We start from the raw sequence: 14,885 nt of genomic DNA on the forward strand, positions 1-14,885 counted from the left end.
ACGTGGCCGCCATTACGGAGAAATGCATATCGTCCACGTCGCTCTGCAAGGCTGCCTTCGATCCGAGCCGGTGGAGTACGGTCTGACGGCCGACACGGGTGGGCACATCCGCTACCTCCTCGACCTCGTCGACGCCCTCTCGCGCGAGGGGCGCATCCGCCAAACGATCGTGACGCGCGGCTTCATCGAGCCGACCTTGGGCGCGCGCTACGCCGAGCCCCGCGAGCGGCTTTCGAACGGCGTCACCATCGTTCGTTTGCTCGGCGGCCTCCAAGGGTACCTCGCGAAGGAGGACCTGTGGCGGGACATGCCGGTCCTCACCGTCGCCTTCCTGCGCCACCTGGCGCGCACCGGCGTGCCGGACCTCATCCACGCGCACTACGCGGACGCCGGCACGCTGGCCTACGCCGCGAAGGCGCGCTTCGGCGTGCCGTACCTGTTCACCGCGCACTCGCTCGGACGCATCAAGCGGCTCAACATGGGGACGGCCGCGGCCGCGGTGCCCGACCTTGCGCAGACCCTCGCGCGCCGTGAGGCCGTCGAGGACCAGGCCATCGCCGCCGCCGACCTCATCATCGCATCCTCCCGCGACGAGGCGGAGGGGCAGTACGGCACCTACCGCTCGGCACGGCCGGAGCGGATCAGGGTGATCGCGCCGGGTTGCGACCTGTCGGCGTACCGCGCGACCGTCCCCGTCGCGACGGCCGGCGCCGTCGCGCGCCGGATCGCGGCCGAACTCGACGCGCCGGAGCGCCCGCCGATCCTCGCGCTCGCGCGTCCGGTCTGGCGCAAGAACCTCAACGGCCTCATCGAGGCGTACGGCCGCGACCCTTGGCTGCGAGCCAACGTGAACCTCGTCGTCTTTGCCGGCTCGAGCCACGACGGCGCGATGCTGTCGGCGGAGAACCGCGCGGTGATCGCCGAGCTCAAGGCGGCCGTTGCCCGACTCGGCCTCGCCGGACGGGTCGCGCTGCCGTCCCACCACCACGCTGACGAGGTGCCGGCGATCTACGCGTTCGCCCGCGAGCGCCGCGGCGTCTTCGCGAACCCCGCGCTGCACGAGCCGTTCGGCCTCACCCTCATCGAGGCAGCGGCCGCAGGGCTGCCGGTCGTTGCCACCGATCGTGGCGGGCCGCGGGACATCCTGGCGGACTGTCGCCACGGCCTCCTCGCCGATCCGACGGACCCCTCGGCGGTCGCCGACGCACTGCGCAGCCTCCTCGAGGATCGCGAGGCGGCGCGGAGCTACGCGGAGGCAGGCGCACGGCACGTGTCGCGCTACACCTGGACGCGGCACGCGAGGCAGTACGTGCGCGCCGCGGCGAGGACGATGAGCCCGTCTCCACCGGTGTCCAGCTCGCGCGCCTTCCAGAGTCTTCTCGTGTCCGACATCGATGGGACGCTGGTGGGTCACGGCGACGGCCTCGAGCGGCTCACGCGCTGGCTCGAGGCACGGCCGCGCGTCCTGTTCGGCATCGCGACGGGGCGCAGCTTTCACGACGCGGTGGGAGTCCTCACCCGCCACGGCGCGCCGGTCCCCGCCGTGATGATCACCAGCGTCGGCTCGGAGATCTACCTCACCACCGACGACGAGTACGGCGCCGTGCGCGACGAGGGTTGGTCGGAGCACATCGGCGAAGACTGGTACGCGGACGCGGTCGTCGACACGCTCGCCACCGACCGACGGCTCACGCCCCAGCCGGCCATGGAGCAGCGTGCCTTCAAGCGCTCGTGGTTCGGCGCCCTACGACCGTCCGACGTCGCCGAGATCGAGGCGGCGCTGGGGGACGCGCAGCTTCCCGCCACCGTGATCTACTCGCACGGGCGCTTCCTCGACGTCCTGCCGCAGCGCGCGTCCAAGGGCCAGGCGCTCGTCCACCTGCGCAAGCGGTTCGGGCTGTCGCGCTCGGCGACCGCCTCGGCGGGCGATAGCGGCAACGACCGCGACCTGTTGACCGCGGCGGGCCGTGGCGTCGTCGTCGCCAACCACAACGCCGAGCTGGCCGGGCTGCGCGGGACGCCAGGCGTCGTGTTCGCAAGGGCCGGGCATGCGGACGGCATCGTGGAGGGGCTGGCGGGCTGGCCCCACGCCGACGGCGGCGAGGCGGGGCTGCGGCCGCCCCCCGTCGGCCGCACATCGAGGGCTGCGGACGACGGACGCATGTGACGGTCTCGATCCTGACGCTGGTCCGCGGACGCGAGCGCCAGCTTGCGAACCTCGTCGCAGGCCTCGCGGCGCAGGATCGACCCGTCGACGAACTCGTCGTCGCTGCGATGCAGGCCACCGCACCGACCATCGACGCCCCGTTCCCGGTGCGCACGGTCGTCGTGCCTGGCGAACGCCTGCCGCTCGCTGCCGCGCGCAACGCCGCCGCGAACCTCGCCAGCGGCAGTGGGCTGGTGTTCCTCGACGTCGACTGCGTCCCAGCGCCTGGCCTCCTCGCCACCTACGCGGACCACCTCGCCGCCGTCGACGGCTGCCTCATGGGCGAGGTCCGCTACCTCCCCTTCGTGCCGGGCGTGCCCCTCGACCTCGCCAAGCTCTACGCCGCGGGGGTCCGTCACCCCGCCAAGCCCGCCCCTCCGCCGACGGGCCTCGCACGGGAGGAGGACTACGGAGAGCTTTGGGGCCTCTCGTTCGCGCTGCGCCGCACCGCCTTCGTCCGCGTCGGCGGCTTCGACGAGGGGTACGTCGGCTACGGCAGCGAGGAGACGGACTTCGCACGCCGGCTCGAGGCTGCGGGCGTGCCGCTCTACCGCGTCGCCGGGGCGTTGGCCTTCCACCAACACCACGCGGTCCACGTCCCTCCCCTCCAGCACTTCGCGGACATCGTGGCCAACGCGCGGCGGTACCACCGTGCATGGGGACGGTGGAGCATGGAGTACTGGCTCGGACAGCTCGCCGAACGCAGCTACGTGCGCTGGCGCGCCGACGGCGACGACCTCACCGTGCTGCGGACGCCGACGTGCGACGAGGTGACGGCGAGCGCCGTGCCGGACGCGCTGTTCAGCTGACGATCTCGAGCGTGGGGCGCGCCCCGGCATCGAGCCGGATGGGCTCGCGCCACAGCCGGTCGGCCCACCCCTCCACGAACCGCGCCGCCCGGTCCGCGGCGTCGGGCGCGAAGAGCCGGCGCTGCGCGGCGATGTCGGTCGCCTCCGCCCGTGCCAGCGCGTCCAGCCACTGCGCGCTGCTCGCCGGCCATCGCTCGAGGGTGGCGCAGGCGCCGACCCGCGCCATCTCCCGCGCCTTGGCCACCTGCTCGTCGAAGTAGCGCCACTCCGGCACGCACAGGAACGGGCGGCCGACCCGGGCCACCTCGGTCACCGTCGTGTCCCCGGCCGAGGCGACGACGCAGTCGGCGGCGGCGATGTAGGAGAGCGCGTCGGGGACCCAGCCGAGGGTCGTAAGGTTCGCGAAGTCCGTCTCGTGCCCCTCCCTGTGCAGCGGCCCGATGGCGAGCCACAGTGCATCGGGGCGTGCCCTGGCCGCCATCGTGAGCGGAGCGTAGGGCGTGCCCGTACCGCCGCCGCCGGAGATCGCGACCACGACCTCTCGCTCCTGCGGCAGGCCGAGGACGTGCCGGGCGGCGGCCTTGTCCGGCACCGGGGCGTTCGTCGGGCACAAGCCGCCGGTGTAGCAGGTCTTGCGCCGCGCGAAGCCTGGATAGTCGGGCTGCTCGATCGCCTCGTCGAAGGGGGCGAGGAGGCCGACGCAGGCGTCGTAGGCAGCGAGGTGGAACGGGTCGGCGCGGTCGCCGTGCATGCGGATCTTGATCGCCGGCACGCTGAGCAGGCGCATGAGGAGCGCGATCTCGGCGGACACGTCGACCACCATCAGCGCTGGCCGCGCGGCGCGGACCCACGCGACCATCCGCGCCATGGTCTCTGTGACCTCCGGCACACCGAGCGGGACGCAGTGCAGCCGGTCGGGCGGTGCAACGCCGAACAGGCCCTCGGTGAGCGCCGCGGCGCCGATCATGTTGGGCAGCGCGACGACGTCGGCGGGAACGTCCGGCGACAGGATGGACGGGTCGGCGGTGAAGATCGTGATGGGCCGCGGCTCCATTGCCGCGATGATCGCCTCGCAGCGACGCGCGTGCCCTCGCCCCTGGTGGTGGACGAAGAAGCCGATAGGCCGTTGCGATCCCGCGCTCGACGCTGGCTCGGCGAGGAAGGGTCCGTCCACGGTCGCCCTCACGCCGCGCGGCGCTCGGCCGACGCCTCGAGCGGGTGGAGGGTCAGGCGCCCGCGCGCGGCGGCCGACTGGAACCAACGCCGCTCGCCGTCCCAGTCGTGGCCCCACCAGCCGGCGAAGCCGAAGCCGAACGCCTCCACGTGGCACGAGGGGTCGGCGGTCAGCCACCAGCGCACGGCGAGGTAGCCGGTCGACGGCGCCGGCCCGTGGCGGCGCAGGGGAGCGTGACCCAGCTCGTCCATGGAACGGGCGAAGAAGTCGGCGTCCCACGCCCGCACCGTCTTTCCGAGCGCCGCGTAGCGCGCACGGGCCGCTTCGGAGTAGTCCTGCCCGTCGGCAGCGTTCCGCTCGGGGGGCGACAGCGGCGGCACGATGAGGTCCGCCTTTCGTGGGTGGATCGGCAGCGCGATGGTGGACGCGGTGCGGAAGGCGGGCGAGCGCTCGATGACGCCGGTGCGCAGCCACTCCTCCATCTGTCCGCCGCAGTTGATGAGGACGAGCTCGTCCACCCGTTTCCCGGTGAGCCCGCCCAATCCGCGCGCCTTGTTGAGCCGCACGACGACGTCGCACCCGTCGACCTGCGCGGCGACGACGCGCTCGGAGGGCGCGTTGCCCACCACCGCGATCCGACGCGCCTCAACCACCGCGCGCCCCTCCGGCGCGGCCGGCACGGTTGAGCGAGAGGGCGAGGTTCAGGTACATCGCTGCGCGAACACCCCTGCGCCCAGCAAGGTTCCGACGCCCCGTTGCCACAGTCCCTCCCGATGCCCGCCGCGCGCCCCGAGGCCGTCTCGCTCGCCCCTAGGTGCGTCCTGTGCGGTGCGCGGGCCGTGACATGGCGCGGTGAGCTCGCCACGTGCCTGTGGTGCGGCGCGCGCTGGCCTCGAGGCTGCTGCAACCCGTGGGACCGGCTCGCTGCGCTGCTCGCCGAGGGGGCGGTCCACACCGATCCGGCAAGGCTCGGCGGGCTCCTGCTCGACGACTACACCTTCCGCTCCGCCGCCCTCGCAAACGGCCTCGCGTTCGCCCCGGACGCCGGGCCTGTCATCCACGGCCATCGCATGCAGCCGGCCCGCGGCCACCTCAGACGCATCGTCCCTGGCCCCGCACGCAACGTCACCCTCGTGGTCCTGTCGCGCGCCGCGGACCGCGCCCTCGAGGATCTTCTCGCGGCGACCGCTGGGCACTTCGCGGCGACCATCGTGGTGGTCGACGCGATGCGCGCGAGCCCTCACACCGACGCCACCGTCCTCGCCTGCCCGCTCGACCGCTTCGACGTCAGCCGCAACCAGGCGCAGGCGGCGGTACGCACGCCTTGGGTGCTCCACCTCGACACGGACGAGCGCCTCGACCGGAGGACCCTTGCTTCCGTGGGAGGGCTCGCCGCGATGGCCGACGGGGCCGGCCTTCACGCGGTGGGCTTCCCCAGGCGCAACCTCGTCGACGGCGCACTCTCGGACCTGTGGCCTGACGTTCAGTACCGGCTGGTGCGCCGCACCGTCCGCTTCCGCGGCCGCGTCCATGAGCGGCCGGACGCGTGCGACGACTGGCGGCGAACGATGATCGCGCTCGGCATGCCCATCGAGCACCGGCTGACCGGCGCGCACGTGGCGGCACGCCAGGCGCGTTATGATGCGCTCGGTCAGTCGGCGGAGCGCGCCGCGGAGGCCGAGGCGCTGCAGCGACCCTACAGCGCGTGAGCGCCGCGCTGGGGGTGGTGCTCCTCACCTGGAGCTATCCGCCGGTGCCGACGGGGCTCGCCCGCGCCGCCGAGGCGATCGCCACCGGCCTCGTGGAGGCGGGCGCGGCCGTGCGCGTCCTGTCCGCGGACCGTCCGCGCGGCACGCGGCAGGACGTGGACGGCGTGACCCTAATCGGTTGCGCCGTACCCCGAGGCGGCACGCTAGGCTGGGGGCGCCGCCGGGCGGCGGTCGGACACCTTGCGGGCCCCCTCGCGTTCCGCCGCGCGCTCCTTACCGAGCACGAACCCACCGACGTCATCGAGTCCACCAACTGGTACGCGCCGGCCGCCCTCCTGCGGATGGGCCCGCGCGCTCCCATCCTCGTCGTGCGTCACTCGACGCCCGCGGCGATGAGCTTCGGTCCGACGACGGGCGCACGCGATCGCATCGACCTCGCCTTCGCGCACCGGCTCGAGCGTCAGCTCGTTCGGCGGGCGCAGTTGTCGATCTTCAACACGCACGCCTCGCAGCGGCTCCTCGCCGCGCACTACGGGCTCGCGCACGATGCGGCCCACCGCGTCGTCGGGCTAGCGCTCGATGCGGCGACCATCGCGGCCGGCGCGGCCGCGCCGTGGCCGGACCCTTGCGAGGGACCGCTGACGATGGCGTTCGTGGGGCGCGCCGAGCCGCGCAAGGGCTTCGACGAGGCGATCGGCGCGGCGATGATCCTTGCCCGCGAGCGGCCGGTGCGCCTCCACCTCGTCGGCACCGACGCGGACGACGAGGGGGGCGCGCTTTCAAGGCTCGCGATGGCGCCGAGCAAGGCCGCGACGATCGTCAACCACGGGCGGATCGCAGACGCTGCGCTGCACCGTGTGCTCGCCGGGTGCCACCTCGTGCTCGCCCCCTCGCGGACGGAGTCCTACGGCATCGTCTACCGCGAGGCCGCCGCCTTCGGCCGCCCCCTCGTCGCCTGCCGGGAGGACGCCAGCGCGGTGGAGTTCGTCGAGGCGACGGGGGCGGGCGTCCTCGCCGACCGTTGCGAGCCCCAGGCGATCGCGCACGCGATGACCCGGCTCTGGTCAACGCCCGACTTGGTGCGACGCTGTCGGGAAGAGGGCCTCGCCCACGCGGCGACGCTCACCAAGGTCGCGCTCGGGCGCGCCACGCTCGCAGCGTACAGCACGGCGATGGAGGCTGTGCGGCGTACCAACGGCTGAGCCGACGCGCTGGGATCTGTTGGTGTCCCCGGCAGGATTCGAACCTGCGACCCCAGGATTAGGAATCCTGTGCTCTATCCTGCTGAGCTACGAGGACGCCCCGCGACATTAGCACAGTCCCCGGCCACCGGCACCAGGGGTCACCAAAAGCTAGCGGCGGCGAGCGGCGCGACCGCGCACACCGCGGGCCCCGCCGCAGCCTTCAGCGTTGCGGCGGTGCCCGGATAGCGGCGCCCTTCAGACGGTCCGTCGACCGTCCCGCGGCCATGGGGAGCGTGTTCAGGCGCGTCCCGTCGGTTGCTGCCAACGGCGCACGGCGTCGTAGCGCATGGTACGCTCGCCACTGTCGCATGATGTCACGGTTGGGGTGCGGCGTGCCTCCGGTCTGCGTGGGTTCGCCCTTGGCGACGCAGCCGACGTGGCGGACGCCGGGCTCGGCAGACGCGTCGTCGAGGCGGGCGTCCGATACCCCCATCGCCTGCTCGGCGCAAAGCCCATGGCGAGGCCGCGCCAGGCCACGCGGTCCCTTCCGTGCGACGGCGAAGCGGCGGACCCGCGCGGAGCCCCCACCGAGCCTTCGTCAACGGCCTCGGCGCAGCCGGAACGGGACGACCGGGTCGGGCCTTCGTCCGCACCGTCGAGCGAGAGCATCCTGGGTCTTCTCAGACCCAGAGAAGTTGCTCTAGCTCGTTGATCGAAAGCGATCTTTTGTCGTGGGGTGGTGCCACCCAACCCAGACCGCTCTAGGCGCCGAGGCCGCCGGCCTCATGCAGGAAGGCGACGACGCCGTCCACGCCCTCCCCTGCCTTGAGGTTGGTCATCAGGAAGGGCCGGTCGCCGCGCATGCGCGCCGCGTCCTCGCGCATGACGTCGAGGGAGGCGCCGACGAAGGGCGCGAGGTCCGTCTTGTTGATGAGGAGGAGGTCGGAGCGCGTGATGCCAGGGCCTCCCTTGCGCGGGATCTTCTCCCCCGCCGCGACGTCGATGACGTAGATCGTGAGGTCGGCGAGCTCCGGCGAAAAGGTCGCGGCGAGGTTGTCGCCGCCGGACTCGACGAGCACCAGGTCGACGTCGGGGAAGCGCTCGCGCATCTGGCGGATCGCCGCGAGGTTGATCGACGCGTCCTCGCGGATCGCCGTGTGCGGGCACCCGCCGGTCTCCACGCCCATGATGCGCTCCTCGGCGAGCGCCTCAGCGCGCGCGAGGATGAGCGCGTCCTCCTTGGTGTAGATGTCGTTGGTGATGGCGACGATGTCGAGGCGGTCGCGCAGCGCCTTGCAAAGGCGCTCCATGAGCATCGTCTTGCCGGAGCCGACGGGGCCGCCGATGCCGACGCGCAGCGGTCCGTGGGCGGTACGCGACATGAAGGCTCCTCCGTCGACCTCCTCTGTCACCAGCTCGTCGCGCTGGCAAGGGCATCACGAGCGGAACAGGCGGACGTGTTGCGTCTCGTGGCGCATGGCGGCGACGTCGAGGCCGAGCGCGGCGCCGCCGACGTCGTCGAGGGATGCCCCAAGGGCACCCGCCGCGACTTCGGCGACCTCGGGGGCGAGGGCGGCGGTGATGCGTTGCCCATCGGTCTGCCCGAGGGGGACGAGGCGGACGGCGGCCGACACGAGGTTGGCGACGTAGGCCGAGGTGGCGGCGAACAGGAGGGCGGCGAGGGGAACGCCGTGGGCGGCGCCGAGCGCGCCGACGGCGACCGGTAGCGGCAGCGGCGGCGCGGGCGGCGGCGCGTCGCACGGCCATGCTGCGGCGACCACCTCGACGAACGCCTCGCCCTGATGGAGCGTCTCCTCGCGCCGCTCCCGCGAGGCCGAGAGCGCGACGGCGAGCCCGCGCACGTGCTCGAACGCAGCCGCGTCCCTGGCATGGACGGCGCGCCAGGCGTGCGCGGTCAGGATGGCGTCGGTGCGCCCCGCCCCGTCGGTGAGGGCGACGGCGATAGCATCGCGTGCGGCCCGCGCATCGGCGAGGGCACCGGCCTCACAAAGCGCCTCGAGCCCGTGCGAGTAGCTGTACGCCCCGATGGGGTTGGCTGGCGAGAACCACGCCAAAAGGCGCGCCAGCGCCGGCTCAGGGATGATGGTGGCCCCCATCGTGGTAGGCGCCGACCTCCGGGTCGAAGGGAGCGTCGCGGTGCGTCACGGTCCCGCCGAGGCGCGTCACCATGGCCTCCAGCACGTGGTCGCGCCGGATGCGCAGCCGGTCCGCCATCACCGCCGTCGGCGTGTGCCGGTTGCCGAGGTGCCAGGCGAGGCGCGAGAGGAGCGTCGCGTCGGCCGCGGTGATGTCGGCGACGGCCTCCTCCGCCGCCTCGATGCGCAGGACGCGCCCGTCCTCCATGGCGAGCCGGTCGCCGTGGCGCAGCGCCGTCGCCGCCGCGAGGTCGATGAGGACGCGCTCGCCTCCCTCGGTGTTGACGACGAGCCGCCGTCGGTGGCGATCGCCGTGGGGCAGGCGGGCGATGAGGGCCGCGTCGCCCTCGCTGACCAGCCGGTGCGCTCGGATCATTGCCGCCGCATGGATCGCAGGAACGCGTTCGCTCGCCCCCCGACGACGTGTGGACCCGCCGCACCGCTCATCCGTCAGGGCAGCCAGTCATGGCGAAGGACGTCGGCGATCGCAAACGGACACTCGACCGGAAGCTGATCCAAGCCGAGGAGCCCCATCTGGATGGACGCTTGGCTGCGGGCGACAGCATAGGCTCGCGACAGCCGCTCGCTCGGCCGCTGCCGCAGGCTCGGACTGTCCTCGACGATACGCTCGATGTTGCGGCGTTGCTCCCTGATCGAGCCAATCCAACCGGCCGAACGCGCCTCGCGCTGGTATTGCCACTTCACAAGATGCAGCAGCAGCACCTCGAGGCGGCTGTCGACCTCTCGCCTGTCGCGCTTGCCCAAGCCCTCGATCTCCTCGGCAAGGTTGGCCCAGTCGAGGGTGGCGTCCGCGCGGGCGCGGAGCCTTGCCGCCTGCTCCTGCGTCCATAGGAAGAAGTCCACGTCGTAGCCGTGGCGGGCAAGCGCGAGGGTGTCGGCGGCAGCGTCGGGCATGGCGGTCCCTGGTCCCGTCGAGGCGGCGTCGACCGACACCTAATACAGGAAGTAGCGCTGGGCCATGGGCAGGACGTCGGCGGGCTCGCAGGTGAGGTGCTCGCCGTCGGCGGTCACGCGGTACGTCTCAGGGTCGACCTCGATCGTCGGAGTGGCATCATTCAGCTTCATGTCCGCCTTGCCGATGTTGCGGCAGTTCTTCACCGGCACCGTATCCTTGAAGGTGCCGTAGTCCACCCGCGAGGCCGCGTGGGAGACGAACGTGACGGAGGAGGCCGTCAGCGACGCGCCGTAGGCGCCGAACATCGGCCGCATGTGGACCGGCTGTGGCGTCGGGATCGAGGCGTTGGGGTCGCCCATCTGCGCCGCCGCGATGGTGCCGCCGATCAAGACCATGTCGGGCTTCACGCCGAAGAAGGCTGGCGACCACAGGCAAAGGTCGGCGCGCTTTCCCACCTCCACCGAGCCGACGTGCGGCGCGATCCCATGCGCGATGGCAGGGTTGATCGTCACCTTCGCGATGTAGCGGCGGGCACGAAGGTTGTCGTTGTCGCCCTCCTCCTCCGGCAGGCGGCCGCGCTGCACCCGCATCTTGTGCGCGGTCTGGAACGTGCGCGTCAGCACCTCGCCGACGCGCCCCATCGCCTGGCTGTCCGAGGCGATGATGGAGAACGCGCCCATGTCGTGCAGGATGTCCTCCGCGGCGATGGTCTCGCGGCGGATGCGCGACTCGGCGAAGGCGATGTCCTCGGGGATCGACTTGTCGAGGTGGTGGCACACCATCAGCATGTCGAGGTGCTCCTCGATGGTGTTCACCGTGTAGGGCCGCGTCGGGTTGGTGGACGAGGGGATGACGTTGGCAAGGCCCGCCACCTTGATGATGTCGGGCGCATGTCCGCCGCCCGCGCCCTCGGTGTGGAAGGCGTGGATCGTGCGTCCCTTGAAGGCGGCGATGGTGTCCTCCACGAAGCCCGACTCGTTCAGCGTGTCGGTGTGGATCATCACCTGGATGTCCTCCTCCTCGGCGACCGACAGGCAGCAGTCGATGGCCGAGGGGGTGGTGCCCCAGTCCTCGTGGAGCTTGAGCGCCATGGCGCCGCCCGCGACCTGCTCGCGCAGCGCGGCGGGGAGCGAGGCGTTGCCCTTGCCCGCGAAGCCGAGGTTCATCGGGAAGGCGTCGGCGGCCTGGATCATCCGTGCAATGTGCCAGGGGCCCGGGGTGCACGTGGTGGCGTTGGTGCCGGTCGCAGGGCCTGTCCCGCCGCCCAGCATGGTGGTGACGCCGGAGGCGAGCGCCTCGTCGATCTGCTGCGGGCAGATGAAGTGGATGTGGCTGTCGATGATGCCGGCGGTGAGGATCTTGCCCTCCCCGGCGATGGCCTCGGTCCCCGGCCCGACGACGATGTTGACCGCGGGCTGGGTGTCGGGGTTGCCCGCCTTGCCGATGCCGGCGATGCGCCCGTCGCGCAGCCCGACGTCTGCCTTGACGACGCCCCACCAGTCGAGCACCAGCGCGTTGGTGATGACCGTGTCGACGGCGCCCTGCTCCCGCGTCGCCTGGGACTGGCCCATGCCGTCGCGGATGACCTTGCCGCCGCCGAACTTCACCTCCTCGCCGTAGACCGTGTGGTCCCTGGTCACCTCGACGAAGAGCTCGGTGTCGGCGAGCCGCACTCGGTCGCCCACCGTGGGCCCGAACATCGCGGCGTAGTCGCGGCGGGGAATGCGGCTCGGCACGGTAGCTCCTTGGCGACGGGCGGGCAGGTCAGTCGAGCGGGCCGGCGACGTCGCCGCGGAAGCCATGCACGACGCGCTTGCCGCCGTACGGCACGAGGCGGACGGTGCGCTCCTGTCCGGGTTCGAAGCGCGTGGCAGAGCCAGCGGGGATGTCGAGCCGGCGACCTCGCGCGGCCTCGCGGTCGAACCGCAGGGCGCCGTTCGTCTCGGCGAAGTGGTAGTGCGAGCCGACCTGGATCGGCCGGTCGCCGGTGTTCGCGACCTCGAGCTCGACCACGTCCGCACCCGCGTTCAGCTCGATCTCGCCGTCGGCCGTCACCACCTCGCCCGGGATCACGCCGCTCACCGGATCGGGTCGTGGACGGTGACGAGCTTGGTGCCGTCCGGGAAGGTCGCCTCGACCTGGACGTCGTGGATCATCTCGGCCACGCCCGTCATGACCGCCGCGCGCGGGACCACCCCAGCGCCCGCCTCCATCAGGTCGGCGACGGAACGCCCGTCGCGCGCGCCCTCCATCACGAAGTCGGAGATGAGCGCGATCGCCTCCGGGTAGTTCAGCTTGACGCCACGCTCGCGTCGCCGCCGCGCGACCTCCGCCGCCATCGCGATCATCAGCTTGTCCTTCTCGCGTGGCGACAGGTTCATGCGGCCGCTCCGATCCCTCTCGCGCTGACTTGCAACACCCGCGCCAGTTTCGGCAAGCCGTCATCCTCATAGCGTCCAGGACCGCGGCACGGGCCGTCCGGACACGGCGAGGACGGCGCGGGCGAGCGCGTCCTGCAGCGCGGTGTGGGACGGCGCGAGGACGCGCACCACGGTGACCGGGCCGACGAGGCTCGCGCCCCACCTCACCGGGACGGCCGAGAGGGCCTCGCGGGCGCGCGCCGTGCCGTCGTCGCCGACGTGGAGCACGAGGCCGATGCCGCGCGAACCTGCGAGCCCGGCCGGTCCCATGACCCGGACGAGCGCGGCAGCGTCGAGGCGCAGCGCGTCGACGAAGGCGAGCTGGCCATCGACGGCGACGTCGATGCGGTCGGTGAGGTCGAGCTGCGCGACCTCCTCGCCCCGCGCCGCGCGGCCAAGCACGATGCCCTCGCACAGGGTGAGCCGCCCGCCGGCCGTGACGTCGACTCGCGTGCGGCGGGCGAGCTTGGCGCCGTCGAACACGATGGTCGGCTGAGGCAGGTGCCTCAGGACGGCGCCGGCGCCCACCGCAAGGCCCTGGTCGACGCGCGCCGCCGTGTCATCGGAGCGGTAGACGCGCTCGCATGCCACGGTTGAGACGGTGAGGTCGTGTGCCGCCGCCGAAACGTCGGCGGACCACGCGTCGCCGCCGGCGAGGCCGCCCGAGGTGTTGAGCAACAGCGCCTCGATCGGATGCCTTGTCGAGGTAAAGCGCAGCTTCGCCGAACCGGCCTGATAGCTGCGCTCCAGCGCCGGACGCCCGTCTCGGTCGACCAGCTGAACGATGGCGCGGCCGACGCTGCGCTGGTCGCGCCCGGCCGGTAGCGTCATCCGTTGCGTGCCAGCGTCCACGCTGCGCGTCCCACGCTGCGGCATCGGTCAGGCAAACGTCGCAAAGCGGTCATCGGAGCGTCAGACGCCGGCACTAGCGCAGGGGCCAACCAACACTTCGAGGGTGCCATGCTTCGATTGACCGTTGCGCTCACCGCGCTCCTCACCACGCCGGCGTTGGCGGAGGAGACGTTCCCCGCGACGCTCGCCGGCCACGCCGTCATCCCAGCGGACACCATGATCGAGCCCCCCGCCGACGCCCCGGCCGACGCGCGCGTGTCCGGCAAGTTCGCGACCGGACCCGCGCGCGTGGAGGAGCCGGGCTCGGTAGCGGGCGACACGGGCGAGCTCCACGGCAACCGGCCCACGGGCCTCTCCCTTCCGTTCGAGGGTCAGCCCGTGCAAGGCTTCTCCGGCTTCGCCATGAACCGCGCCGAGGACGGGACGATCTACGCGCTCACCGACAACGGCTTCGGCACCAAGATCAACTCCCCCGACGCGCTGCTGTTCTTCCACAAGATCGCGCCGGACTTCGACGAGGGCACGGTGGATCGGCGGGAGACCATCTTCCTGCGCGACCCGGACAAGGCGGTCCCCTTTCGCATCGCCTACGAGGGCACGGACGCGCGCTACCTGACGGGAGCGGACTTCGACCCCGAGTCGATCCAGGTCATCGGCGAGGACGTGTGGATCGGCGAGGAGTTCGGTCCCTACCTGATCAACGCGTCGCTCGACGGCGTGGTGAAGGGGGTCTACCCGACGGTGCTGAACGGCGAGGAGCTGAGGAGCCCCGACCACCCCTCGGTCCGCGTGCCGGCCACCGCTGGCGAGGACTACCGCGTGCCGCGTTCGGGCGGCTACGAGGGGATGGCGCTGCAGCCGTCCACCGGCCTCCTGTGGGCGATGCTCGAGAAGCCCCTGGAGGGGTCGGCCGAGCGCGCGCTCCAGGTGATGGCGTTCGATCCCGAGGCGAGGGAGTGGACGGGGCAGACGTTGAAGTTCCCGCTCGCCGAGGGCGCGACGGCGATCGGCGACTTCAACTTCATCGACGCCACGCGCGCCCTCGTCATCGAGCGTGACAACGGCGAGGGCGACCCGTCCCTCGCCTGCGAGGGGGAGCCTCGGCCGGACTGCTTCCCGAACCCGGCGCGGCTGAAGCGCGTCGTCCTCGTCGACACCGCGGACGTCAGTGCGGACGGCGTCATGCGGCGCATCGGCCACATCGACCTCATGGCGATCGAGGATCCCGAGGGCAAGGCCCGGCTGGAGACCGCTGCGGACCGCGACCTCACCGGCACGTTCACCCTGCCGTTCTTCACCATCGAGGACGTCATGCGCGCCGACGACACGCACATCGTCGTGGCGACGGACAACAACCTGCCGTTCTCCTCCGGGCGTCAGCTCGACGAGGCGATGGCGAACGAGTTCGTGCTCCTCGCCGTCCCCGAGCTCCTGTCCGCGCGGTAGCTGGAGCGCCGGC

15 protein-coding genes and 1 tRNA gene are annotated in these 14,885 nt (G+C 72.3%); 5 read left to right on the forward strand and 11 right to left on the reverse strand.

All coding sequences use genetic code 11. The annotated features are described in order from the left end of the window. Positions 1-70 precede the first annotated feature (70 nt). Positions 71-2,167, forward strand: a complete 2,097-nt coding sequence (locus ACOOE8_RS03780) for an HAD-IIB family hydrolase (RefSeq protein ID WP_420393531.1) — start codon at positions 71-73, stop codon at positions 2,165-2,167. After that, positions 2,164-3,015, forward strand: a complete 852-nt coding sequence (locus ACOOE8_RS03785) for a glycosyltransferase family 2 protein (RefSeq protein WP_420393532.1) — start codon at positions 2,164-2,166, stop codon at positions 3,013-3,015. The genes ACOOE8_RS03780 and ACOOE8_RS03785 overlap by 4 nt, the downstream gene beginning before the upstream one ends. Here ACOOE8_RS03785 and ACOOE8_RS03790 read toward each other — a convergent pair. Together ACOOE8_RS03790 and ACOOE8_RS03795 are read right to left on the reverse strand one after the other, a co-directional pair. After that, positions 3,008-4,189: a glycosyltransferase gene (locus tag ACOOE8_RS03790; RefSeq protein ID WP_420393533.1), complete on the reverse strand. Its 1,182-nt coding sequence runs from the start codon at positions 4,187-4,189 to the stop codon at positions 3,008-3,010. The two genes, ACOOE8_RS03785 and ACOOE8_RS03790, sit on opposite strands and share 8 nt — an antisense overlap. A gap of 8 nt (positions 4,190-4,197) precedes the next feature. Further along, the gene (locus tag ACOOE8_RS03795; protein WP_420393534.1) at positions 4,198-4,842 is read right to left on the reverse strand and encodes a hypothetical protein; all 645 of its coding nucleotides are present in this window, start codon (positions 4,840-4,842) and stop codon (positions 4,198-4,200) included. 102 nt (positions 4,843-4,944) lie between these two features. Here ACOOE8_RS03795 and ACOOE8_RS03800 point away from each other — a divergent pair, with 102 nt between their 5' ends. After that, positions 4,945-5,898 carry a hypothetical protein gene (locus ACOOE8_RS03800; protein WP_420393535.1) on the forward strand — a complete coding sequence of 318 codons (954 nt, stop codon included), beginning with the start codon at positions 4,945-4,947 and terminating at the stop codon, positions 5,896-5,898. Continuing rightward, on the forward strand, positions 5,895-7,100 hold the full coding sequence (locus tag ACOOE8_RS03805) for a glycosyltransferase family 4 protein (RefSeq protein WP_420393536.1): 1,206 nt from the start codon (positions 5,895-5,897) through the stop codon (positions 7,098-7,100). The genes ACOOE8_RS03800 and ACOOE8_RS03805 overlap by 4 nt, the downstream gene beginning before the upstream one ends. A 20-nt stretch (positions 7,101-7,120) precedes the next feature. Here ACOOE8_RS03805 and ACOOE8_RS03810 read toward each other — a convergent pair. From ACOOE8_RS03810 to ACOOE8_RS03850, 9 genes are all read right to left on the reverse strand, one after another. Next, positions 7,121-7,197: transfer RNA gene (locus ACOOE8_RS03810), tRNA-Arg, on the reverse strand. A 646-nt stretch (positions 7,198-7,843) separates the two neighbouring features. After that, positions 7,844-8,464, reverse strand: coding sequence for an urease accessory protein UreG (gene ureG, locus ACOOE8_RS03815; RefSeq protein WP_420393537.1), 621 nt, complete (start codon positions 8,462-8,464; stop codon positions 7,844-7,846). A gap of 54 nt (positions 8,465-8,518) precedes the next feature. Then, a complete protein-coding gene (locus ACOOE8_RS03820) occupies positions 8,519-9,199 on the reverse strand; it encodes an urease accessory protein UreF (protein WP_420393538.1) in 681 nt (226 codons plus the stop codon). Beyond that, positions 9,177-9,614, reverse strand: coding sequence for an urease accessory protein UreE (locus ACOOE8_RS03825; RefSeq protein WP_420393539.1), 438 nt, complete (start codon positions 9,612-9,614; stop codon positions 9,177-9,179). The genes ACOOE8_RS03820 and ACOOE8_RS03825 overlap by 23 nt, the downstream gene beginning before the upstream one ends. Before the next feature lie 74 nt (positions 9,615-9,688). Beyond that, complete coding sequence (locus ACOOE8_RS03830) at positions 9,689-10,153, reverse strand: DUF29 domain-containing protein (protein ID WP_420393540.1); 465 nt, start codon at positions 10,151-10,153, stop codon at positions 9,689-9,691. 39 nt (positions 10,154-10,192) lie between these two features. Further along, positions 10,193-11,890 (reverse strand): urease subunit alpha, encoded by a 1,698-nt coding sequence (gene ureC, locus ACOOE8_RS03835; protein WP_420393541.1) that lies wholly within the window; start codon positions 11,888-11,890, stop codon positions 10,193-10,195. A 28-nt stretch (positions 11,891-11,918) separates the two neighbouring features. Next, positions 11,919-12,227 (reverse strand): urease subunit beta, encoded by a 309-nt coding sequence (locus tag ACOOE8_RS03840; protein WP_420394621.1) that lies wholly within the window; start codon positions 12,225-12,227, stop codon positions 11,919-11,921. 5 nt (positions 12,228-12,232) lie between these two features. Then, positions 12,233-12,535 (reverse strand): urease subunit gamma, encoded by a 303-nt coding sequence (locus tag ACOOE8_RS03845; RefSeq protein WP_420393542.1) that lies wholly within the window; start codon positions 12,533-12,535, stop codon positions 12,233-12,235. A gap of 66 nt (positions 12,536-12,601) precedes the next feature. Beyond that, positions 12,602-13,405 (reverse strand): urease accessory protein UreD, encoded by an 804-nt coding sequence (locus ACOOE8_RS03850; RefSeq protein WP_420393543.1) that lies wholly within the window; start codon positions 13,403-13,405, stop codon positions 12,602-12,604. A gap of 129 nt (positions 13,406-13,534) precedes the next feature. Between ACOOE8_RS03850 and ACOOE8_RS03855 the strand changes: the two genes are divergently transcribed. After that, positions 13,535-14,872: an esterase-like activity of phytase family protein gene (locus ACOOE8_RS03855; protein WP_420393544.1), complete on the forward strand. Its 1,338-nt coding sequence runs from the start codon at positions 13,535-13,537 to the stop codon at positions 14,870-14,872. Positions 14,873-14,885: the final 13 nt, after the last annotated feature.

This window comes from Acuticoccus sp. (genome assembly GCF_965213555.1).
Taxonomy (GTDB): Bacteria; Pseudomonadota; Alphaproteobacteria; order Rhizobiales; family Amorphaceae; genus Acuticoccus.